The organism is Rhodovulum marinum, assembly GCF_004343075.1.
Lineage (GTDB): Bacteria > Pseudomonadota > Alphaproteobacteria > Rhodobacterales > Rhodobacteraceae > Rhodovulum > Rhodovulum marinum.
Genome location: NZ_SLXP01000005.1, coordinates 49,433 through 70,167 on the forward strand (window position 1 = coordinate 49,433; position 20,735 = coordinate 70,167).

A 20,735-nucleotide genomic window follows, 5' to 3' on the forward strand; every position below is an offset into this window, starting at 1 on the left:
CCGAGGTGACATGCTCGCCACCCAGATCCACGGCTCTCCGACCGACGCACTGCCCCTGCTGATCGCCCATGGCCTGTTCGGCTCGGCGCGGAACTGGGGGGTGATCGCGAAACGGCTGTCGGACGCGCGCCAGGCGATTGCCGTCGACATGCGCAACCACGGGGCCAGCCCCTGGACGACCAGCCACCGCTACCCGGACCTTGCCCAGGACCTGGCCGAGGTGATCGACGCCCATGGCGGGCGGGCCGACGTGCTGGGCCATTCGATGGGGGGCAAGGCGGCGATGGCGCTGGCGCTGACCCGGCCGGACCGCGTGCGCCGCCTGGTGGTCGCCGATATCGCCCCGGTCGCCTATGGCCACAGCCAGACACCGCTGATCGAGGCGATGCGCAGCCTCGACCTTTCGGCCATCGACCGGCGCGGCACCGCCGACGCGGCGCTGGCCCGCCGGATCGACGAACCCGGCGTGCGCGCCTTCCTGCTGCAATCGCTGGACCTGAAGGCCAGCCCGCCCGAATGGCGGCTGAACCTCGATACGTTGCAGGCGGAAATGGCCCATATCGTGGGCTGGCCCGACGACCTGTCCGGCCGGTTCGACGGCCCCACCCTGTTCCTGTCCGGCGCGGCCTCGGACTATGTCCGCCCGGACTACCGCGACCGGATCAAGGCGCTGTTCCCCGCCGCCCGCTTTGCCAAGCTTCCCGGCGCGGGCCATTGGCTCCACGCCGAGAAACCGCGCGACTTCGAGGCCGCGGTGCGCGCCTTCCTGGACGCCTAGTCGACCGGCTTGACCATACGGGTCATGGTGCCGTCCTTCTTGACGAACTGGCCCACCAGCGCGGCGGCGACATGCACCACGATCAGCACCAGCATCGCCACCCGCAGCACCGAATGGACATTGCCCGCCAGCGCAGACCCCTGCGACCAGGCCACCATGCCCGACACCGGCAACAGAACCATCAGCAGGTAGAACAGCCCATAGATGACACGGGCCACCATCACCTGCGCCGCCGAATGCGACGGGTCGGGCGCGGGCACGCCGTGCAGCATGCGCAGCCCGATGCGCCAGAAGGCCAGCACCAGGATCAAAAGCCCCGAGCCGATGTGCAGGATCACGCCCGGGGTAAAGGTCTGCGCCCGCGTCTCGATCAACTGGTCGAACGCGCGCGCCATGCCGTCGCCGAACAGGAACTGCACCGCGACAAGAACGAACACCGCCCAGTGCAGGCGGATTTGCATACGGGAATAACCGGAAACCGACATCTCAGGCCCTCCGAGGATCACAACCGAAAACGTGCGACCGCCGGAGGGACCCGGCGGTCAGTAGATGGCGCGCGCCACCTGCCAGGAAACGGGCATCGCGACCACGAAGCCGACCGCGGCTGCGGCGACGATCGGGACCAGCGTGCCATATCCCGCGACAAGGACGGCCAGAACGCCAACCCCCATCAGCGTAGCGGAAATCAGCGTGAACAGGACTGCGGCGAGCCGAAGCATCTCGGACCTCCTGGATTGGAATTGAACCAATACCAAGCAAAGCCCGAGCCACCCCGGCCCCACCTTGATCCAGCGCAAGCTGCGTCAGAAAGACCAGACCCGCGCGCGGCGGTCGGCCATCGCCTTGGCCATCGCCGGCGGCTGGGCCACGCCCACCCCCTCGATCAGCGCTTCCGGCCCCAGCCCCTTGCCCGGCAGGTAGATCGCGCAGACTTCGGCCTTGGCGCCCTTCTTCATCGCCGCCTGCAGCAGCGCCTGGGGGCTGGCCCCCTTGGGCGGCTGGGGCGCGGTGGCGGCCTCGGGCGCGTCCTTCAGCGCGATATCGGCGGCCGGGCCGCACAGCAGGATACGCGTGGGCATGCCGCGGTCGATCGCCTGGTTGGTCAGCACCATGCTCATCAGCTGGGTCTGCGGGTTGGCATCGGTCACCACGGTCACCAGTTTCACGGCGTCCTTGGCCAGCGCCGGCGTCGCGGCCAGCACCACGGCCAGCGCCGTCGCCTTCAGCGTCTTCATCATCGGGTCATCCCCTTCCTGCGGTTTCGATGGCGCAGCCCTAGGGGAATTCCGCCGCCCCGTATGTGACCAAAGCACATTCCCCCGCGGCGGGGCCGAACCGTGCTATCATGGCCCCGTCATCGGAGGGGGAGCCATGATCACGCTGGACGATATCGAGGACATGACCGACCTGACCCGCGAAGAGATCGCGGCGATCGCGGAACACGAACACATCCCCGAGGCGGATGCGACATTGCTGGGCGATTACCTGATGCACCTGCACCATGGCGGGCAAAAGGTTCAGGCGATGATCTGCGAGGATATCCGCGCCGCGCTGCATGCCGACAACCTGGCCCATGCGCGCGAATTGTACGCGGTGCTGCACCGTTTCGTGGCCGATCACCCCGAGGCGGTGCGGGGGGCGGACTAGCGCCCCCCGATGTGGCTCAGACCTCGGGCAGGCCCGCGTTGGGGGCCAGGCTGCGCTGCACCCGCGGGTCGCGGCGGGTCCAGAACGGGTCTTCGTCCTTGATGCGGCGCGAGACGATATAGGCGGCGGGCCAGGCGCCGATGCAGCCGATCCCGGCACCGATGGCGACCGCGATCCAGCTGTAAAAGCCCAGCGAGAACATGAGGATAACGAAGAACCCGGTAATGACGGCCCCGGTGACGGGGGTCAGCATGATGCTGAGACGGTCCATGGTAGCCTCCCTTTGTTTCTTGGGGTTGCGGGAGGGATACGTGCGGCAGGATGTCGCGGATCAGTCGGGGGTCATAACGAGGGCGTGAGGCCCGTAGGGTGGGTGCAACCCACCATGGGCGGTGCGGCGGTGAGTGGTGGGTTGGCACCCACCCTACGTTTTCTACGGCTTATACTTGGCAATCAAACTGACAAGAATTGATGCAACGGCGCCAAGGCCACAAACGATGAGCGAACCGTATCCAACAGTAGCCCAATACGCATCTCGGGCTGCGAAAGAATAACGTTCAGCAGAAGCTGCTACGGTACCAGCCCAGTGTAGCGCCCCCAAAACCCCACACAGAGAAGAAAAGACAAGTATCCACGCTATCAGGCTCAAGAGACGCTGTATTTTCAATAAATTCTCTATCGACGCGCACAAATTTTTACGGTCACCGTCACTATCTCCGCCTAAAGCCTCTACCTCCGCACCAACAGAAAACATTTCACTTTTCTCAAGTAAGGCTTCTTCTAAGGCTTCTTCATCTGCTTCACGCTTTGTATCAACTACGGCAGATGCACAGCTGGCACAGAGTTCCCCCTCTCTGTTCCAAAAATTTAGCTTCTTGCCGCAGACTCTACAGGTCGTCATACTCAGAACCTTCAAAGCTCACGTTCAGAGTTTGGTGTACGCTCTCCCAATAAACAAGGTCGAGAGTAACCGCTAAACTCAAACAACCGAAAAATGTGCGGGAAGGCCACTGAAAGAGCAAAACCACGTCACAAAAAAACGCTAACTATCCATCTTCAACGCATTGATGAACGCCGCCTGCGGGATCTCCACCTTCCCGAACTGGCGCATCTTCTTCTTGCCCGCTTTCTGCTTGTCCAGCAGCTTGCGCTTGCGTGTCGCGTCGCCGCCATAGCACTTGGCGGTCACGTCTTTCCGCAGCGCCGCCAGCGTTTCGCGGGCGATGACCCGGCCGCCGATCGCCGCCTGGATCGGGATCTTGAACATGTGGCGGGGGATCAGTTCCTTGAGCTTTTCGCACATCGCCCGGCCCCGCATTTCCGCCCTGTCGCGATGCACCATGGTCGACAGCGCGTCGACGGGTTCGTCGTTCACCAGGATCTGCATTTTCACCAGGTAATCCTGCCGATAGCCGATCATCTGGTAGTCGAAGCTGGCATAGCCCTTGGTCACCGATTTCAGGCGGTCGTAGAAATCGAACACCACCTCGTTCAGCGGCAGGTCGTAGACCACCATGGCACGCGAGCCGGCATAGGTCAGGTCAAGCTGTTCGCCGCGCCGGTCCTGGCACAGCTTCAGCACGTCGCCAAGGTATTCATCCGGAACGAGAATCGTGGCCTTGATCCGCGGTTCCTCGATATGGTCGACATGGGTGAGATCCGGCATGTCGGCGGGGTTGTGCAGTTCCGTCACCGTGCCGTCGCGCATGTGGATCTTGTAGATCACCGAGGGCGCGGTGGTGATCAGGTCGATGCCGTATTCCCGTTCCAGCCGGTCGCGCACGACCTCCAGGTGCAAGAGCCCCAGGAACCCGCAGCGAAAGCCGAAGCCGAGCGCGGCGGAGGTTTCCATCTCGTAGGTGAAACTGGCGTCGTTCAGCGCCAGTTTCTCGATGGCGTCGCGCAGGTCCTCGAACTCGTTCGTGTCGACGGGGAAAAGGCCACAGAACACAACGGGTTGGCTGGGCTTAAAGCCGGGAAGCGGGGTCTCGACGCCCTTCTTCTCGGTGGTGATGGTGTCGCCCACCCGGGTGTCGCGGACCTGCTTGATCGAGGCGGTGAGGAACCCGATCTCGCCCGGGCCGAGTTCCGCGATGTCCTGCATGGCGGGGCGGAAAACGCCGATCTTGTCGACCTGGTAGGTGCCCCCCGTCTTCATCATGCGGATGCGGTCGCCCTTTTTCAGGACGCCGTCGATGATGCGGACAAGGACGACAACCCCAAGATATGGGTCATAATAGCTGTCGACCAACAAGGCCTTGAGGGGTTTGCTACGGTCGCCTTCGTGGGGCGGGGGCAGGCGGGTGACGATGGCTTCCAGCACGTCGGGGATGCCGAGGCCGGTTTTCGCGCTGATCTGGATGGCGTCGGTGGCGTCGATTCCGATCACGTCCTCGATCTGCTCGGCCACGCGGTCGCAATCGGCCGCCGGCAGGTCGATCTTGTTCAGCACCGGCACGATCTCGTGGTCGGCCTCGATGGCGGTGTAGACGTTGGCCAGCGTCTGCGCCTCGACGCCCTGCGTGGCATCGACCACCAGCAAGGACCCCTCGACCGCGCGCATCGATCGCGACACCTCGTAGGCGAAGTCGACATGGCCGGGCGTGTCTATCAGGTTGAGAACATAGGTATTTCCGTCCTTTGCGGGGTATTCGATGCGGACCGTGTTGGCCTTGATCGTGATGCCCCGCTCGCGCTCGATATCCATCGCGTCCAGCAACTGCTCCTTCATGTCGCGTTCGGCGACGGTGCCGGTCAGCTGGATCAGCCGGTCGGCGAGCGTGGATTTGCCGTGGTCGATATGGGCCACGATGGAGAAGTTGCGGATGAATTTGAGCTCGGTCATGGGCGGGATATGCGGCGGAATCCGTGCGAAAGCAAGCGGAACGAGAGGGCCGCCGCACGCTGCGTTAACGGGGGCCGAGGGGCACGGATCGGCGCGTATGAATTCCATATGACTCGCATATGAATCCCATATGACTCCGGTATGCGCCCCGCCGGGGCGGGCGAAGTGTTAACGTCCGGGCGGAACGGGCCAGATTGCCGCGCTTGATCGGGGCCGGGCGGGCGGCAGGCGCCCCGCAAACGGCAGGTTAGCCTGACGACTTGCGGCGCCGGTGTGGAGGCAGCGATACTTGGACGGTTGCGGGCGGAACGACGCTACGACATGTTGCGACTGTAACTCAGGTAACACTGCAAAGCCGGAAGTCATGTCAGAACAGCACCATACAGGGCTGGATACATTCCGACTCGCGAAACAGTTCAGCTACATGAACTCCTACGCGCGGCAAGTTGTCCTCATACGCGCGGCTTTAAGGTTCGCCTGTGATGTTGCCCGATCGGTTCCACTCGAGGGGAAAAACTCTGTCCAAATAACGCTTCTTGCATTATTTCGTTGCGCCCTAATCATATTCACCAAAAAAGAATATGAAAATGCTGAGGTAGTTGCACCAATTCATCCATCACGACGCCCAATACAGCTTACGATCCGCAACAAACGGGATAAATTTGGATTTTCACTCGTTTCCATTGGCTCGAGCGAAGTTGAGGCAAATTATCTAGCATACACAAACGAGTTTGGCGATCTGTTACTAGAGGAGCCAAACAAGCGCATTAGATTGGGCTTGAACCTGTTACAATTAGAAGCAAGCGCTGTTCTAAAATCACTTTCGATCGGACAAAAAGATTTTGGAAACGCCAGAGCCGATAAACTGAAAAAAACACCGCTTTGGCGAAACATAAAAGTAACAGATGAACTTCCGTTACTGCTTGCAGATTTGGATCATTTCCGATTTTGGATTGAATGGTATCAGGGGTTGCTCGATGGCAAACCCATCGATTGGGACCTTCAGAAACGTGTTGCGCTGATCCCGGACAGAGACTGGGGAAAAGGGCCGGAACACATCGCCCGCAAGATCGAAGAGATCGAGGCTGCGTATCTAGCGGAGAAGCTGCCCCAAGCCGAGCACATCGAATTCAACCCGGAAACCGCCCGGTTCCGCGCGGTGCCGATCCCGGTGGAAAAGGCCGATCTTCTGGGCGCGACGCTTTCGCAGGTCGAGGATGCGCTGGACGATGCGCTGGCGAACCCGTCGAATGGCCTTTCGGAGCGCTCGCGCGAGGCACGGGTGCTGCGCCGGACCGTGGCGAAATACGGCAACGATCCGCAACGGATCGAAATGGACCTGACGAGTGTCCACGGCACACTGACCCGCCAGATCGCAAGCGAGGACTTGCCGCCAAGCGAAGAAAACCTCGCGCTGCAAAACGCCTGTGCCGAAGGGGCACGGGCGATCCGGGCGACCCATCCCGAAGTAGCCGAGAACAGGGCGATCCTTTCGGAACAGGCTTGGCGCGAATTGACGCCAGCGGCGAAGGCCCAATTGGAGCAGAGCGTGCCCATTCTCGTTGCCGCTTCCGAGGACGATTTGGCCGATCAGTTTCGCGAAGACATTCCAGAACTCATCAACGATGCGATTGGCCCTGTTCCTGACTACGCGCCAAAATTGCCGGGGGCCGACCCCGCGACCCGGATATTCAGCCGGGTCTCGAAAATGACGATCATTCTGCGCCAGTCGAACGAGGCGCTCGAAGCGATCTCAAAACGCAGTGGGCTGACGAAAGGCGAGGTTATCTCAATATTTCTCGGCCTCGTTAGTATCGGCATCAGCCTGCTTTAGCCAGCCAGATTGAAGGTTTGAATAGGGCCGCGCCCGACCCTGGGGGGGGGGCGCTTTGGCCGGGTTGGGTTGCTTGGTGTATGGGGCCACCAACCTGTTCGCGTTCTGCCACTTGGAACGGTGCAAGGCGCCCTCCCGGGGGGGTCGCCATTGTCGCTCGGACCAATGGCGCGCCAATGGCGACCGGGCGCGGCCCGGGCTGGGCGCCCGGGCCAAGGGGGATGGCGGGTGCGCGGGCCAATGGAAGGACGCGCGCGCGGAAGGATTTGGGCGGGGGCGGGGGGCGTGGTAGGATGTGTCATCCAGAGGGAGGACGGGCGATGAACCTGACCGGCTATATGAAGGTCCCCGATATCGACGGCGAGTCGAAGGCCGCCGAGCACGAGGACGAGATCGACCTGTTCGATATCGAGTGGCAGATCGAGCGCGAGACCTCGGGGCTTTTGGGGCGCGGGCGGCTGAGGGGCCGGGTCGAGGCGGCGCCGGTGCTGGTGCGCAAGTGGTATGACGCGTCCTCGCCGTACCTGGCGGAGGCGGTGGCGACCGGACAGGCCTTTGACGAGATCGTGATCCGGATCCGCAAGGACAGCGGCGACGCGCACCTGGATTACCTGACCCTGACGCTGGAGGATTGCCGGATCGCTGGGTACCGGATGGGCGGGGCCGAGGCGATGGCGGTGATCGAGGAAGAGGTCGAGATCGTCTATGACAAGATCACCGTGAAATACGTCGTGCAGGCCGACGATCACAGCGCCGGCGACGAACACGAGGTCGAGATCGACCCCAACGCGGTGGTCTGAGCGGGCGGGGGCGCGGCCCCGCGCCCCCTTGTGTTGCGGGGGGGCTGGGGGCTAGATGCGGCCAGCCAAAGACATTGCCCGCAGGATTTCCCGATGCCCGACACCCAAATCACCGATTTCAACGACCGCATGCTGTCGCTGGGCCTGGCCCGCGTGTCCGAGGCCGCGGCGCTTGCCTCGGCGAAACTGATCGGCCATGGCGACGAGAAGGCCGCCGACCAGGCCGCGGTGGACGCGATGCGCACCCAGCTGAACAAGCTGGAGATCGCGGGCGTGGTGGTGATCGGCGAGGGCGAGCGCGACGAGGCGCCGATGCTGTTCATCGGCGAAGAGGTGGGCATGGGCACGGGCCCCGCGGTCGATATCGCGCTGGACCCGCTGGAGGGCACGACGCTGACCGCCAAGGACATGCCGAACGCGCTGGCGGTGATCGCGATGGGGCCGCGCGGCTCGATGCTGCATGCGCCGGACGTCTATATGGAAAAGCTGGCGATCGGGCCGGGTTACGCCGAGGGGGTGGTGACGCTGGACATGGCGCCCGCCGAACGGGTGCGCAAGCTGGCGGCGGCCAAGGGCGGCGATCCGGCGGATATCACGGTGTGCATCCTGGAACGGCCCCGGCACGAGGACCTGATCGCCGAGGTGCGGTCCACCGGCGCGGCGATCCGGCTGATCACCGATGGCGACGTGGCCGGCGTGATGCATTGCGCCGAGGCGCAGCGCACGGGGATCGACATGTACATGGGGTCCGGCGGGGCGCCCGAGGGGGTGCTGGCGGCGGCCGCGCTGAAATGCATGGGCGGGCAGATGTTCGGCCAGCTGCTGTTCCGCAACGATGACGAGCGTGGCCGCGCCGCACGCGCCGGGATCGAGGATCTGAACCGGGTCTATACCCGCGACGACATGGTGCGCGCCGACGTGATCTTTGCCGCGACGGGGGTCACCGACGGCTCGCTGCTGCCCGGCATCCGGCGCGAGGTGGGCTGGCTGACGGCCGAGACCCTGTTGATGCGGTCGAAAACCGGGTCCGTCCGGCGGATGTGCTATCGCACCCCCGCGCCCTGAGGGCATGGCGCGGGCCTTTCTCGACGTCGACTGCTCGGCGACGGGCCGGCGCTGGACCGGCCCCGACCCCGAGACCGCGCGCCAGGCCGAGGCGCTGGAACAGGCCGCGCGCCTGCCCGGCCCCGTGGCCGCGGTGCTGGCCCGGCGCGGCGTGGCGCCCGAGGCGGCCGAGGCGTTCCTGGCCCCCACGCTCAAGGCGCTGTTGCCCGACCCGTTATCCCTGCGCGACATGGGCGTGGCGGCGGAACGGGTCGTGGCGGCCGTGACGGGGCGCGAACGGATCGCGGTGTTCGCCGATTACGACGTGGACGGGGGGGCGTCGGCGGCGCTGATCCTGTGCTGGCTGCGGGCGCTGGGGCTGGGCGCGACGCTGTACATCCCCGACCGGATCGACGAGGGGTACGGCCCCAACGAACCGGCGATGGAACGGCTGGCGCAAGACCATGACCTGATCGTCTGCGTCGATTGCGGGACGCTGTCGCATGGCCCCATCGCGGCGGCCAGGGGGGCGGACGTGATCGTGCTGGACCACCACCTGGGGGCCGAGACCCTGCCCCCGGCGCTGGCGGTGGTGAACCCCAATCGACAGGACGAGACCGGCGAGCTGGGGCATCTGTGCGCGGCGGGCGTGGTGTTCCTGATGCTGGTCGAGGCGAACCGGCAGATGCGGGCGGCGGGGCGCGCGGGGCCGGACCTGTTGCAATTCCTGGACCTGGTGGCGCTGGCCACCGTGGCGGACGTGGCGCCGCTGACGGGCGTGAACCGCGCGCTGGTGCGCCAGGGGCTGAAGGTGATGGCCGGGCGCAAGCGGCCGGGCCTTGTGGCGCTGGGCGACGTGGCGCGGATGAACAGCGCGCCGACGCCCTATCACCTGGGGTTCCTGCTGGGGCCGCGGGTCAATGCGGGCGGGCGGATCGGGCAGGCCGACCTGGGCGCGCGGCTGTTGGCCACCGGCGATGCGCACGAGGCCGCGGCGCTGGCCGAAAAGCTGGACGCGCTGAACACCGAGCGGCGCGAGATCGAGGCGGCGGTGCGTGCCGCAGCCCTGGAACAGGCCGAGGCGCGGGGGCTGGACGGGCCGCTGGTCTGGGCCGCGGGCGAGGGCTGGCACCCGGGCGTGGTGGGGATCGTGGCCAGCCGGCTGAAGGAACTGACCAACCGCCCCGCCGTGGTGATCGGGCTGGAGGGCGGCGAGGGCAAGGGGTCGGGCCGGTCGGTGTCGGGCGTGGACCTGGGCGCGGCGGTGCAGCGGCTGGCGGCCGAGGGATTGCTGGTCAAGGGCGGCGGGCACCGGATGGCCGCCGGGCTGACGGTGACGCAGGACCGGCTGGAGGCCGCGATGGAGCGGCTGGGCGCGTTGCTGGCGAAACAGGGCGCGGGGGCGCACGGCCCGGCCGAGTTGCGGCTGGACGGGGTTCTGATGCCCGGCGCGGCCACGGTCGAGCTGATCGAACAGATCGAGGCCGCGGGGCCGTTCGGCGCGGGCGCCCCTGCCCCGCGATTCGCCTTTCCCGGCATGGGCATCGGATTCGCCCGCCGGGTCGGCGACAGCCACCTCAAGATCGGTTTCGGCGACGGGATGGGGAAGCGGCTGGACGCGATCTGTTTTGGCGCCTTCGACGGCCCGCTGGGCCCCCTGCTGGAGGGCCATGGCGGCGCGCGGTTCCACCTGGCCGGGCGCCTGGAGATCAACGAATGGGGCGGCCGGCGGCAAGTTCAGCTGCGCCTGGAGGACGCCGCGCGGGCAGAGTGAAAAGAGCGCGAAAAAATCGCGAGAATCCTCTTGCGCAGCCCCGGCATTTTTTCTAGGTAACGCCGCACACGGCAGCACGGCCCGTTCGTCTATCGGTTAGGACGCCAGGTTTTCAACCTGGAAAGAGGGGTTCGATTCCCCTACGGGCTGCCACTTCCCAAAATCTTGACGTGATTTCAGGCGGTTGCCGCAGCAGCCCCGCCCGCCGACGGGCGCGCGCCTAGGCGCGCTTGCGCTGGTCGTCGCGGTAGAAGGCCACCAGTTCGTAGGTGAGCGAGCGCATGTCGGCCACGGTGTCGACGCAGCGGTTGGCCAGCGATTTCGACCAGGTATGGATGCGCCCGGTGGCGCGGTCGCCGGTGCGGACGATGTCGAAGGGCAGGCCGTCGTCGATGATGCCTTTGGCCCGGGTTTCGTCGATATGCGTGAAACGAAGTGCCATGTGATTCTTTCCTGTTCTATTGGCCGGGGCGCACCGGATCGTGCGCGGACCGGCAGGGTCGGTTCGGGCGGCGCCCTGCCCCGCCTGTATCGGGGATGACGGCCGCCTGGATCACACATATGCCCGAAATGCCAAATTTCCATGAAGCCCGGCCCGGATCGGACCACATTTGCAGTTGCATCGGCGCGCGGGATCGGCCTTGCAGGGGGCACAGGCCGCGATCAGCCAGGGGAGAGCCAGCCATGCCGGGGGACCAGCCGCAATACGTCATCGCCCCGCCGCCCGCCGTGGCGCTGCCCGTGGCGGGGTCGGACGCGCTGTTCCCGGTGCGCCGGGTTTATTGCATCGGCCGCAACTATGCCGCCCACGCGGTCGAGATGGGCCATGATCCCGACCGCGAGGACCCGTTCTTCTTTCAGAAGAATCCCGACAACCTGACCACTGATGGCCGGTTCCCCTATCCGCCCATGACGCGCGACGTCCACCACGAGGCCGAACTGGCGGTGATGCTGAAATCGGGGGGGCGCGACATTGCCGTGGCCGAGGCGCTGGAGCATGTGTTCGGCTATGCGCTGGCCCTCGACATGACGCGGCGCGATCTGCAGGCCGCGCAAAAGGCGCTGGGCCGGCCCTGGGAGATCGGCAAGGCGTTCGAGGGGTCGGCCCCGGTCGGCCCGATCCACCCGGCCCGCGCGATCGGCCATCCCGACCGGGGGCGGATCACCCTGCGCGTCAACGGCGCATTGCGCCAGGACGGCGACCTGAACCAGATGATCTGGAAGGTGCCCGAGATGATCGCCCACCTGTCGCGCTATTACGCGCTGGCGGCGGGCGACGTGATCCTGTCGGGCACGCCCGCGGGCGTCGGCCCGGTCGTGCCCGGCGACGTGATGGAAATCGCGGTCGAGGGGCTGGGCGCGATGACGGTCACGGTGGTCTAGACCGGCCCCGCCGCCGCGCCGAGGCCGCGCAGAAGCACCGCGATGGCGCGGTCGACGCGCGCCCGCGCCGTCTCGGGCGCCTCGCGCGGGGCGCCGACATCCAAGAGCTTGTCCAGCGGACAGGGCAGCGCCATCGCGTGCAACAGCGCCGCCGCCGCGTCGGTATCGGCGATGGACACCTCGCCCCGGGCGACGCCGCGGTCGAGTTCGGCGCGGATCAGCCGGCGAACCGCGCGCGGCCCCTCCTCCAGCATGGTGCGGGCCAGGTCGGGCTGGCGCGGGGCCTCGGCGATGGCCGCGCGCATCACCTCGAGCGCGACGGACCCGCCGGGCGGCAGCCGGTCGGCGGCCAGCAGCAGGCGCAGCCGCTCGGCCAGCGGCAACGCCCCCTGCGCGGGGGTCAGCGGCGCGACGAACCCCTCGCGCAGGCGGCGCACCAGCGCGGGAAACAGCGCCGCGCGCCCGTCGAACACGGCGTAAAGCGTGCGCTTGGACATGCCCGCCTCGCGCGCGATGGCGTCCATCGTGATGCCCTGAAGGCCGCGGTCGAGCAGCACCCGCTCGGCGGCATCGAGAATCACCCGCTCGCGCTCGGCGGGGGGCATCTGGGGCGGACGGCCCCGGCGCGGCGCGGGCTTGCCCATTGCGGCGGCACTCACATTTTCTTTTGCGTCCACAGGCCGCCCCGGGCGAATTCCGGCTTGCGCGGCGGTGTGGAAGCGAATAACGAAACGCATAGGTTTTATAAATGCGCGCACCGCTCTTTGCCAGCGTTTTCGCCCCTTCCAGGAGCCCTGCCATGCCCCGCCTCTTCCGGGTTCTCGCCGCCATCCTGACGCTTACGCTTGCCACGGGCCCCGGCCTGGCCCAGCAGGGCCCCGGCCAGGGCGGCGAGCGCCCGCCGACGCCGGTCACGGTGGTCACGCTGGCGGCACAGGACGTGACGCTGACCACGCGGCTGCCGGGGCGGGTGGTGGCCTCGGGCGTGGCCGAGGTGCGCCCGCAGGTTGCCGGCCTGATCATCGAGCGGCTGTTCGAGGAGGGCGCCGAGGTCGCGCTGGGCGACGCGCTGTACCGGATCGACGCGGCCAGCTACGAGGCGCAGGTCGCCGCCGCCGAGGCCGCGGTGGCCCAGGCCACGGCCACGCTGCGCGCCGCGCGGAAAGAGGCGGACCGCATCCAGACCCTGCTGGCGCGCAACGTGACCAGCCAGCAGAACGTGGACGACGCGGTGGCCGCGCGCGACGCGGCCGAAGCCGGCCTGAAGGTCGCCGAGGCGCAGCTTCTAGCCGCCCGCATCGACCTGGAGCGGACCACGATCACCGCGCCCCTGGCGGGCACCGTGGGCCGGTCGCTGACCACGCGCGGCGCGCTGGTGACCGCGGGGCAGGCCCAGCCGCTGGCGGTGATCCGCAGCCTGGACCCGGTCTATGTCGATGTCACGATGTCGGCCGCGGAACTGATCGCCTGGCGGCGCGGGCACCTGGAAACCACGCTGCAGAACGCCGATCGCACGGTCAGCCTGAACCTGCCCGACGGCGGCGGGTTCGATCACGAGGGCGAGTTGACCGCGGCCGAACCCTATGTCGACGAACAGACCGGGGTGGTGGTGCTGCGCATGGAATTTCCCAATCCCGACAAGCTGTTGCTGCCGGGCATGTATGTGCAGGTCGACATGCCCACCGGCGTCGTGCAGGGCGCGATCCTGGCCCCGCAGGAAGGCGTCAGCCGCGACCGGCGCGGCCGGCCCACGGCCATGGTCGTCACCCCCGAGAACGTCGTGGAAGAGCGCGTGCTGACGGTGATCGGCGACCGCGGGTCGGACTGGATCGTGACCGGGGGGCTTGCCGATGGCGACCGGATGGTCGTGGCCGGGCTGCAGAAGATCGCCCCCGGCGCGACGGTCGCGCCCGAGGAACGTGCCGCCGCCCCGGCGCCTGCCAACTGACCCCCGGAGACCCCTGCCCATGGCCCGTTTCTTCATCGACCGCCCGGTCTTCGCCTGGGTCATCTCGATCCTGATCATGGGGATCGGGCTGTTGTCGATCTTCAGCCTGCCGATCGCGCAATACCCGCAGATCGCGCCGCCATCCGTCAGCGTGCAGGCCGCCTATCCCGGCGCCTCGGCGGACACGGTGGCCAATACCGTCACGCAGGTGATCGAACAGCAGATGACCGGCCTGGACGGGCTGCGCTATATCTCGTCGTCGTCCACCTCGGCGGGGCAGGCGCAGATCACGCTGACCTTCGAGACCGGGACCGATCCCGACATCGCGCAGGTGCAGGTGCAGAACAAGCTGGCGCAGGCCACGCCCCTGCTGCCCGAGACGGTGCAGCGCCAGGGGGTGAGCGTGCGCAAATCCTCGGCCGGGTTCCTGATGGTGATCGCGCTGATCTCCAGCGACGGGTCGCTGGAGCAGGTGGACCTGTCGGATTACATGGAATCGAACCTGGTCGACGCCTTCGCCCGGATCGAGGGCGTGGGCGAGGTGCAGGTCTTCGGGTCGCAATACGCGATGCGGATCTGGCTGGACCCGGCGAAACTGGCCGCGTTCGAGTTGACGCCATCGGACGTGGTCGCCGCCGTGTCCGAAGAAAACGCGCAGATTTCGGCCGGGTCGTTCGGCGCGCTGCCCGCCCCCGAGGGCCAGCAACTGAACGCCACGATCACCGCGCAATCGCTGCTGACCAGCCCCGAGGATTTCGAACAGATCGTGCTGCGGGCGGAAACCGACGGGGGCCTCGTGCTGCTGAAGGACGTGGCGCGGGTCGAGATCGGGGCCGAAAGCTATGACACCGTGGCGCGGCGCAACGGCCAGCCCGCGGCGGGCATGGCGATCCGGCTGGCGCCCGGCGCGAACGCGTTGGACACCGCCGACCGGGTCAAGGCCAAGATCGAGGAATTCGCCGAGTTCTTCCCCGAGAACGTCGATTACGTGATCCCCTATGACACCACGCCCTTCGTGGAAATCTCGATCAAGGAGGTGGCCAAGACCCTGGTCGAGGCGATCGTGCTGGTGTTCCTGGTGATGCTGCTGTTCCTGCAGAACATCCGCGCCACGCTGATCCCGACGCTGGCGGTGCCGGTGGTGTTGCTGGGCACGTTCGGCATCCTTGCGGCCTTCGGGTTCTCGATCAACACGCTGACCATGCTGGCGATGGTGCTGGCCATCGGCCTGTTGGTGGACGACGCCATCGTGGTGGTGGAAAACGTCGAACGCATCATCGAGGAAGAGGGGCTGGACCCGCGCGAGGCGACGCGGAAATCCATGGGCCAGATCACCGGGGCGTTGGTGGGCATCGCGCTGGTGCTGTCGGCGGTGTTCGTGCCGATGGCGTTCTTCGGCGGGTCCACCGGGGTGATCTACCAGCAATTCTCGATCACCATCGTCTCGGCGATGGCGCTGTCGGTCTTGGTGGCGCTGACGCTGACGCCGGCGCTGTGCGCCTCGATCCTGCGGTCCAAGGATGTCCAGCACGCCAAGCGCGGGCCGTTCGGCTGGTTCAACCGGTTCTTCGACCGGCTGACGGGCGGCTATGCCGGGTCGGTCGGGTGGATCGTGCGCCGGCCGCTGCGGGTGGGCATCATCTATGTCATGCTGGCGGTCACGATGGGCTGGCTGTTCGTCAAGACGCCCACCGGGTTCCTGCCCGACGAGGACCAGGGCCTGCTGTTCACGCTGATCCAGGCGCCGACGGGGGCCACGGCGGAACGCACCCAGGCGGTGGCCGAGCAGGTGCGCGAATTCTACCAGAACGGCGAGGCCGAAAACGTGAAATCGGTGTTCACGGTCGTCGGCTTCAGCTTTGCGGGCCGGGGGCAGAACATGGGGTTGGGTTTCGTCCAGCTGAAGGACTGGGACGAACGCCCCCGCCCCGACCAAAGCGTGCAGGCCATCGCGGGGCGCGCGTTCGGCGCGTTCAGCCAGATCCGCGACGCGATGGTATTCCCGATTGTGCCGCCCTCGGTGATCGAGCTGGGCAACGTGTCGGGGTTCGATTTCTACCTGCAGGCCCGCGCGGGGCAAAGCCACGAGGAATTGCTGGCCGCGCGCAACCAGTTGCTGGGCATGGCCTCGCAAAGCCCGCTGATCGGGTCGATCCGGCCCAACGGGCTGCAGGACGCGGCGCAGTTCAAGCTGGATATCGACTGGCGCGCGGCGGGCGCGATGGGGCTGTCGGCGACCGATGTCGGACAGCTTCTTTCGATCGCCTGGGCGGGGCGTTACGTGAACGATTTCGTCGACCGTGGCCGGATCAAGCGGGTCTATGTCCAGGGCGCCCCCGAGGCGCGCGCCACCCCCGCCGATATCGAGCTGTGGCGGGTGCGGAACGCGTCGGGCGGGCTGGTGCCGTTTTCCAACTTTACCACGGCCGGGTGGGAATTCGGGCCGCAGGGGCTGACGCGCTATAACGGCGTGCCGGCGATGCAGTTGCAGGGCGGCCCCGCGCCCGGCGTGACCACCGGCGAGGCGATGGCCGAGATCGAGCGGCTGGCGGGGCAGTTGCCGCCCGGGTTCGGCGTGGCCTGGACCGGGCTGTCGCTGGAGGAACGCGAATCGGGCAACCAGGCGCCGTTGCTGTATGCGCTGTCGCTGGCCGCCGTGTTCCTGTGCCTGGCGGCGCTGTACGAAAGCTGGGCGATCCCCTTCGCGGTGATGCTGGCCATGCCCATCGGCGTGCTGGGCGCGCTGTTGGGGGCGTGGCTGGGCGGGTTCGAGAACGGGGTGTTCTTCCAGGTGGCGATCCTGACGGTGATCGGGTTGACCGGCAAGAACGCGATCCTGATCGTGGAATTCGCGCGCGACCGGCAGGAGGCGGGCGAAGACCTGCTGAGCGCCGTGCGCGACGCGGCGCGGCAACGGTTCCGGCCGATCATCATGACCTCGATGGCGTTCACGCTGGGGGTGCTGCCGCTGGTGCTGAGCACGGGCGCGGGGTCGGGCGGGCGCACGGCGATCGGGTCCGGCGTTCTGGGCGGCACGCTGACCGCGACGATCCTGGGCGTGCTGTTCGTGCCGCTGTTCTATGTGGCGATCCGGCGGCTGGCGGGGGGCCGGATGGCGAAATAGCGCCCGGCCCTCAGCCCGGGTCGCCGCCTGCGGGCGGCTCGGGCGGGATGTAGACGGTGACGCGGGCGCGCCCCGCGCCCTTGGATTCATACAGCGCCATGTCGGCCTCGCGCATCAGGCGGGCCGGGTCGGGCGCGCTGTGCCGGGTAAAGACGGACAAACCGATACTGGCCGAGATCCGGCAGTCGATCCCCTCGACCTGGATGGGGTTTTCCAGCCGCGAGATCAGGCGCTGCGCGATCTTTTCAAGCCGCAGCGGGTCGACGATGTCGACGGCGAGGATCACGAATTCGTCCCCGCCGACCCGGGTGACCACGTCCTGAACGCGGCATTCGTCCGTCAGCCTTTCCGCCACCTCGCACAGCACCACGTCGCCGACCGCGTGGCCATGGGTGTCGTTGATCTGCTTGAAGTAATCCAGGTCCATATGCATCAGCGCAAAGGGCCGGCCCTGGCCCAGGAACTGCTTGAGCGTGGCCTCCAGGCGGCGGCGGTTGCCAAGGCCCGTCAGAATGTCGGTCGCGGCCTTTTCCTCGGCCGAGACGCGGGCGCCGTTCAGCCGCTGGGCCAGGCGGCGCAACTCGCCGGTGACGGCGGACTTGGCCTCGGTCAGGTAGAGCAGTTCGGCGGCCAGGTCGGTGGGGGCGAAATCGTGCAGGGTCAGGTCGAACTTGCCCACCGCGTCCAGCAGGGAAATGCCCATCGACAGGTTCAGCAACGCCCCCTCGCCGTCCGGCAGGGCCACCACCAGCCCCTTGAGCGACAGCACGGGTTCCGCCGCCAGGGTCAGCTTGAGCGGCAGGCCCGCCAGCGCGAGCAGCCCCGCCATGTCGGCGGCGGCGCGCGGGCGGCGCAGCGTCACCACCTCGGCGAAGGGGCGGCCGCAAAGGTTGCCCCCGGCCAGCCGTTCGACCGTGGGCCCGGCATGGCGCACGCGGCCCTCGGGGCACAGGTACAGATGCATCGGCATCAGCCGCCCCAGCGCCGGGCCATCCAGCCCGACCAGCGCCGCGCAGGCCCAGGATTCGGAAACAGCGTTCATCGCCCCCCCGCCGCAAGTGAAAAGCTGCGCCCGGCATGGAACGCCGCGTCCAGCAGGCTGACCGTCAGGGTGGCACGGCCGGGTTTGCGGTCGATCACGTCCAGCAGCGCAAGCGCGCCGTAATCGTCGGCCATCGCGCGCAACATGCCCTGAACGACGAATTCCACCCCCGGCCAGCCGCCCCGGCAGTGGATCACGAACCCGTCCTCGGCATCCTCGGACAGTTCGAGATCGGGCAGTTCCAGATCGGGCACGGCCAGGTGCCCGCGTTCGGGCAGGTCGTCCAGGGTGAACAGGAATTCCAGGAAATTCTCGCCCCCGAAGCGCAGCAACCGGCGCAGCGCCTCGAATTCCTTGTTCGAGACGAGATAGGTTCCCAGGTCCTCGAGCAGCATCTCGCGGGGCAGGCCGACACGGTCGACGGCGGCGTCCAGGACCGCGTCGGTCAGCGCATCCTCGTAGGTCAGCATGGCTTCGAAGCCGCCGGGTTCGACCCCGGCAACGCGTGCCACATGCGACCAGCATTCCGCGCCATAGGTGTCGCCTAGAAAACACTGGATCGCGCGGTTGATGAGACCGTGCATCGAATACGCTCCGCAGAAACGGCATCCTCACTAAACGCCGTCACTCTGCCGCCAACGCATTAACAAATGGCAAAGCGCCGCCGCCGGGTCAGCGCCCGAAAAACAGCGTCCGCCCCGACACGCTGAGCGCGTTGAGTGTCTGCGGTTCCAGCCGGAAATCGCCCGCGATCAGCGCGTCGATGGCGTCGTCCGGGGCGCGGTAGAAATCGCCGCCGGACAGGAATTCGGGGCTGCGCATGGCGAATCCGGGGCCGTCCTCGCGCGCGAAATAGGCCCGCACCAAGAGCGCGCCCGCCGGGTTGTGGGCGACGATCAGCACCTCGTCGCCGGGGCGCGGTTCCGAGAAATCGGCCAGCACCGCCACGCAGCCCGGGTTGCCGCCCGCGGTGCGATAGGTGCAGGCCCGGCCGATCTGCTGCAATTCCCAAAGGCGCAGGCTGGCCAGAAGGCCCTCGGGCAGGGTCGCGCCGCGGGGGCGCACCGGCAGCCGGGCCGCCAGGTCGGCGGCCAGCCGGGCCGCATCGTCGGTTTCGCCCGCCCGTTCAAAGGCATAGCGGGTGGCGGCGCCATCCAGCGCGGCCAGCCGCGGGGCCAGCCCGGGGTCATCGAGGGCGGCCAGCCGGGCAAGCCCCGCCTGCCCCGCGCGGCCCCAGTCGCGCCCGATCGCCCAAAGGTCGAGCGCCTGGGCATCGATGCGGCCGCTTTCGAACCGGGCCAGCTGGTTGGCGACCGACAGCCGCTGGGGGTTCATCAGCGGGGTGAAGAAGGCCACGATCACCGCCATCGCGACCAGGGCCATGGCGACATTGGCCCGCCGGATGCGGTCGCCCCAGCCCCGCCCCCGCAGCACCGCCGCGGCATAGGCCAGCCCGTAGCCCAGCGCCAGCGCGGCCAGCGCCCCGGCCACGATGCGGTCGGGCGTCAGGCCGTATTGCTGGACCCGCATCCAGATCGCGAATCCCGCCAACCCCGCCAGCGCCGGCAGGATCAGCGCCATCAGCCGGCAGCACCAGCAGGTCAGCCCGCCGGGCACGCGGCGGTCCTCGGCGGCGTCCAGGCCGGTCGAGACCAGCGTCGCCGCGCCGAAGGCCATCGCCAGAAGCGTGGCGGCGGCGGAAAACTCGCCGAAGAGGTTCGACAGCCCGCGGAACGGCAGCGCGGCGAGGAACACCGCGTTGACCACCAGCACCACCGGCAAGAGCAGCCGCAACAGCCGCAGCACCAGGTCGGGCGAGACGAAATCGGACAGCTCGCCCACCACCGCCAGCGCCAGCCCCAGCACCGCGCCGGTCAGCAGGTAGGGCACCTCGGGGCGGTCGATCAGCCGCTCGATCAGGTCGATGCCCACCAGTTCCAGCAGCGCGTTCGACAGGAACAGCACGCCCCAGACCAGCCCGACGAACAGCCAGGCCGCGGCCAGGCGCACGACGATCATCCAGGACTGGCCGAACAGCACCGCGTAATCGGTCATCCGCGTGCCCTGCCCGAGCCCCGCGACCAGGAAGGGCAGCGCCAGCACCAGCAACAGCGCGAAGCCCGGCCAGGGATGCCCGCTGGCCAGGAAGCCGGCCACGTCGTCAAAGCGCAGGCTGGCCCAGGTCATCAGCCCCGCCAGCGGCAGCGCCACCAGCGCCGCCGCCCCCAGCGCCCGGCGCAGCGGCAACGGCCCGGCCAGCGCCAGCGCGGCAGAGAAGAACGCGGTGCAAAGGGCGGTGAGGAACAGCAGCACGCGCGGCGCATCGGCCATCCGGTCGGGCAACAGGTCGCGCAACAGCCAGGCCGAGAGCCCGGCCAAGAGCCCCAGCCCGCCGAGGGTGATCCGCCCCGCCGCCGGGGCCGCCGCCGTCTCGCCCATCGCCTGCCTCCCTGTGCCGTCGGGGCGAGCATAAACCCGCCCCGCGGCGGCGGCCAGAGGCCGGGCAGCGCGCGGAG

Annotated in this window: 20 protein-coding genes and 1 tRNA gene; 10 read left to right on the plus strand and 11 right to left on the minus strand. The window is 67.6% G+C overall.

What is annotated here, in order from left to right:
- The first annotated feature begins 10 nt into the window (after nt 1–10).
- Nucleotides 11–778 (plus strand): alpha/beta fold hydrolase, encoded by a 768-nt coding sequence (locus EV662_RS09235; RefSeq protein ID WP_132461882.1) that lies wholly within the window; start codon nt 11–13, stop codon nt 776–778.
- On the opposite strand, the gene EV662_RS09240 is transcribed toward EV662_RS09235, so the two are convergent.
- The 3 genes from EV662_RS09240 to EV662_RS09250 form a co-directional block, all read right to left on the minus strand.
- Entirely contained in the window at nt 775–1,263 is a 489-nt protein-coding gene (locus EV662_RS09240; RefSeq protein WP_132461883.1) for a cytochrome b, read from the minus strand. The genes EV662_RS09235 and EV662_RS09240 overlap by 4 nt on opposite strands.
- Nucleotides 1,264–1,320: 57 nt before the next feature.
- Nucleotides 1,321–1,497, minus strand: a complete 177-nt coding sequence (locus tag EV662_RS09245) for a CTP synthetase (RefSeq protein WP_132461884.1) — start codon at nt 1,495–1,497, stop codon at nt 1,321–1,323.
- 84 nt (nt 1,498–1,581) lie between these two features.
- The gene (locus tag EV662_RS09250) at nt 1,582–2,016 is read right to left on the minus strand and encodes a DsrE family protein (protein ID WP_132461885.1); all 435 of its coding nucleotides are present in this window, start codon (nt 2,014–2,016) and stop codon (nt 1,582–1,584) included.
- Nucleotides 2,017–2,149: 133 nt separating this feature from the next.
- On the opposite strand from EV662_RS09250, the gene EV662_RS09255 reads away from it, so the two are divergent.
- Nucleotides 2,150–2,425: a hypothetical protein gene (locus EV662_RS09255; RefSeq protein WP_132461886.1), complete on the plus strand. Its 276-nt coding sequence runs from the start codon at nt 2,150–2,152 to the stop codon at nt 2,423–2,425.
- A gap of 16 nt (nt 2,426–2,441) precedes the next feature.
- Here EV662_RS09255 and EV662_RS09260 read toward each other — a convergent pair whose 3' ends face one another.
- From EV662_RS09260 to lepA, 3 genes are all read right to left on the minus strand, one after another.
- Complete coding sequence (locus tag EV662_RS09260; RefSeq protein ID WP_132461887.1) at nt 2,442–2,696, minus strand: hypothetical protein; 255 nt, start codon at nt 2,694–2,696, stop codon at nt 2,442–2,444.
- A 162-nt stretch (nt 2,697–2,858) separates the two neighbouring features.
- Nucleotides 2,859–3,326: a hypothetical protein gene (locus tag EV662_RS09265; RefSeq protein WP_132461888.1), complete on the minus strand. Its 468-nt coding sequence runs from the start codon at nt 3,324–3,326 to the stop codon at nt 2,859–2,861.
- Nucleotides 3,327–3,467: 141 nt separating this feature from the next.
- The gene (gene lepA / locus EV662_RS09270) at nt 3,468–5,270 is read right to left on the minus strand and encodes a translation elongation factor 4 (protein WP_132461889.1); all 1,803 of its coding nucleotides are present in this window, start codon (nt 5,268–5,270) and stop codon (nt 3,468–3,470) included.
- Nucleotides 5,271–5,694: 424 nt separating this feature from the next.
- Here lepA and EV662_RS09275 point away from each other — a divergent pair, with 424 nt between their 5' ends.
- From EV662_RS09275 to EV662_RS09295, 5 genes are all read left to right on the plus strand, one after another.
- On the plus strand, nt 5,695–7,104 hold the full coding sequence (locus EV662_RS09275) for a hypothetical protein (protein WP_132461890.1): 1,410 nt from the start codon (nt 5,695–5,697) through the stop codon (nt 7,102–7,104).
- 320 nt (nt 7,105–7,424) lie between these two features.
- Nucleotides 7,425–7,904, plus strand: coding sequence for an Hcp family type VI secretion system effector (locus tag EV662_RS09280; protein ID WP_132461891.1), 480 nt, complete (start codon nt 7,425–7,427; stop codon nt 7,902–7,904).
- A gap of 93 nt (nt 7,905–7,997) precedes the next feature.
- Nucleotides 7,998–8,969 (plus strand): class II fructose-bisphosphatase, encoded by a 972-nt coding sequence (glpX, locus tag EV662_RS09285; protein ID WP_132461892.1) that lies wholly within the window; start codon nt 7,998–8,000, stop codon nt 8,967–8,969.
- A gap of 4 nt (nt 8,970–8,973) precedes the next feature.
- Nucleotides 8,974–10,722, plus strand: a complete 1,749-nt coding sequence (gene recJ, locus EV662_RS09290) for a single-stranded-DNA-specific exonuclease RecJ (protein ID WP_132461893.1) — start codon at nt 8,974–8,976, stop codon at nt 10,720–10,722.
- A gap of 78 nt (nt 10,723–10,800) precedes the next feature.
- A tRNA-Glu gene (locus tag EV662_RS09295) sits at nt 10,801–10,875 on the plus strand.
- A 67-nt stretch (nt 10,876–10,942) separates the two neighbouring features.
- Here EV662_RS09295 and EV662_RS09300 read toward each other — a convergent pair.
- Nucleotides 10,943–11,164, minus strand: coding sequence for a hypothetical protein (locus EV662_RS09300; RefSeq protein WP_132461894.1), 222 nt, complete (start codon nt 11,162–11,164; stop codon nt 10,943–10,945).
- Nucleotides 11,165–11,406: 242 nt separating this feature from the next.
- Here EV662_RS09300 and EV662_RS09305 point away from each other — a divergent pair, with 242 nt between their 5' ends.
- Nucleotides 11,407–12,105 (plus strand): fumarylacetoacetate hydrolase family protein, encoded by a 699-nt coding sequence (locus EV662_RS09305; RefSeq protein ID WP_132461895.1) that lies wholly within the window; start codon nt 11,407–11,409, stop codon nt 12,103–12,105.
- Here the strand turns inward: EV662_RS09305 and EV662_RS09310 are convergent.
- Nucleotides 12,102–12,764 carry a TetR/AcrR family transcriptional regulator gene (locus EV662_RS09310; protein ID WP_165915569.1) on the minus strand — a complete coding sequence of 221 codons (663 nt, stop codon included), beginning with the start codon at nt 12,762–12,764 and terminating at the stop codon, nt 12,102–12,104. The genes EV662_RS09305 and EV662_RS09310 overlap by 4 nt on opposite strands.
- A 140-nt stretch (nt 12,765–12,904) precedes the next feature.
- On the opposite strand from EV662_RS09310, the gene EV662_RS09315 reads away from it, so the two are divergent.
- Together EV662_RS09315 and EV662_RS09320 are read left to right on the plus strand one after the other, a co-directional pair.
- Nucleotides 12,905–14,053, plus strand: coding sequence for an efflux RND transporter periplasmic adaptor subunit (locus tag EV662_RS09315; RefSeq protein WP_132461897.1), 1,149 nt, complete (start codon nt 12,905–12,907; stop codon nt 14,051–14,053).
- A gap of 19 nt (nt 14,054–14,072) precedes the next feature.
- Nucleotides 14,073–17,177 (plus strand): efflux RND transporter permease subunit, encoded by a 3,105-nt coding sequence (locus tag EV662_RS09320; RefSeq protein ID WP_132461898.1) that lies wholly within the window; start codon nt 14,073–14,075, stop codon nt 17,175–17,177.
- Between the two features lie 10 nt (nt 17,178–17,187).
- Here the strand turns inward: EV662_RS09320 and EV662_RS09325 are convergent, their stop codons facing one another.
- From EV662_RS09325 to EV662_RS09335, 3 genes are all read right to left on the minus strand, one after another.
- Entirely contained in the window at nt 17,188–18,219 is a 1,032-nt protein-coding gene (locus tag EV662_RS09325; protein WP_132461899.1) for a GGDEF domain-containing protein, read from the minus strand.
- Complete coding sequence (locus EV662_RS09330) at nt 18,216–18,803, minus strand: heme NO-binding domain-containing protein (protein WP_132461900.1); 588 nt, start codon at nt 18,801–18,803, stop codon at nt 18,216–18,218. The genes EV662_RS09325 and EV662_RS09330 overlap by 4 nt, the downstream gene beginning before the upstream one ends.
- An 88-nt stretch (nt 18,804–18,891) precedes the next feature.
- The gene (locus EV662_RS09335) at nt 18,892–20,658 is read right to left on the minus strand and encodes a DUF4153 domain-containing protein (protein WP_132461901.1); all 1,767 of its coding nucleotides are present in this window, start codon (nt 20,656–20,658) and stop codon (nt 18,892–18,894) included.
- Nucleotides 20,659–20,735: the final 77 nt, after the last annotated feature.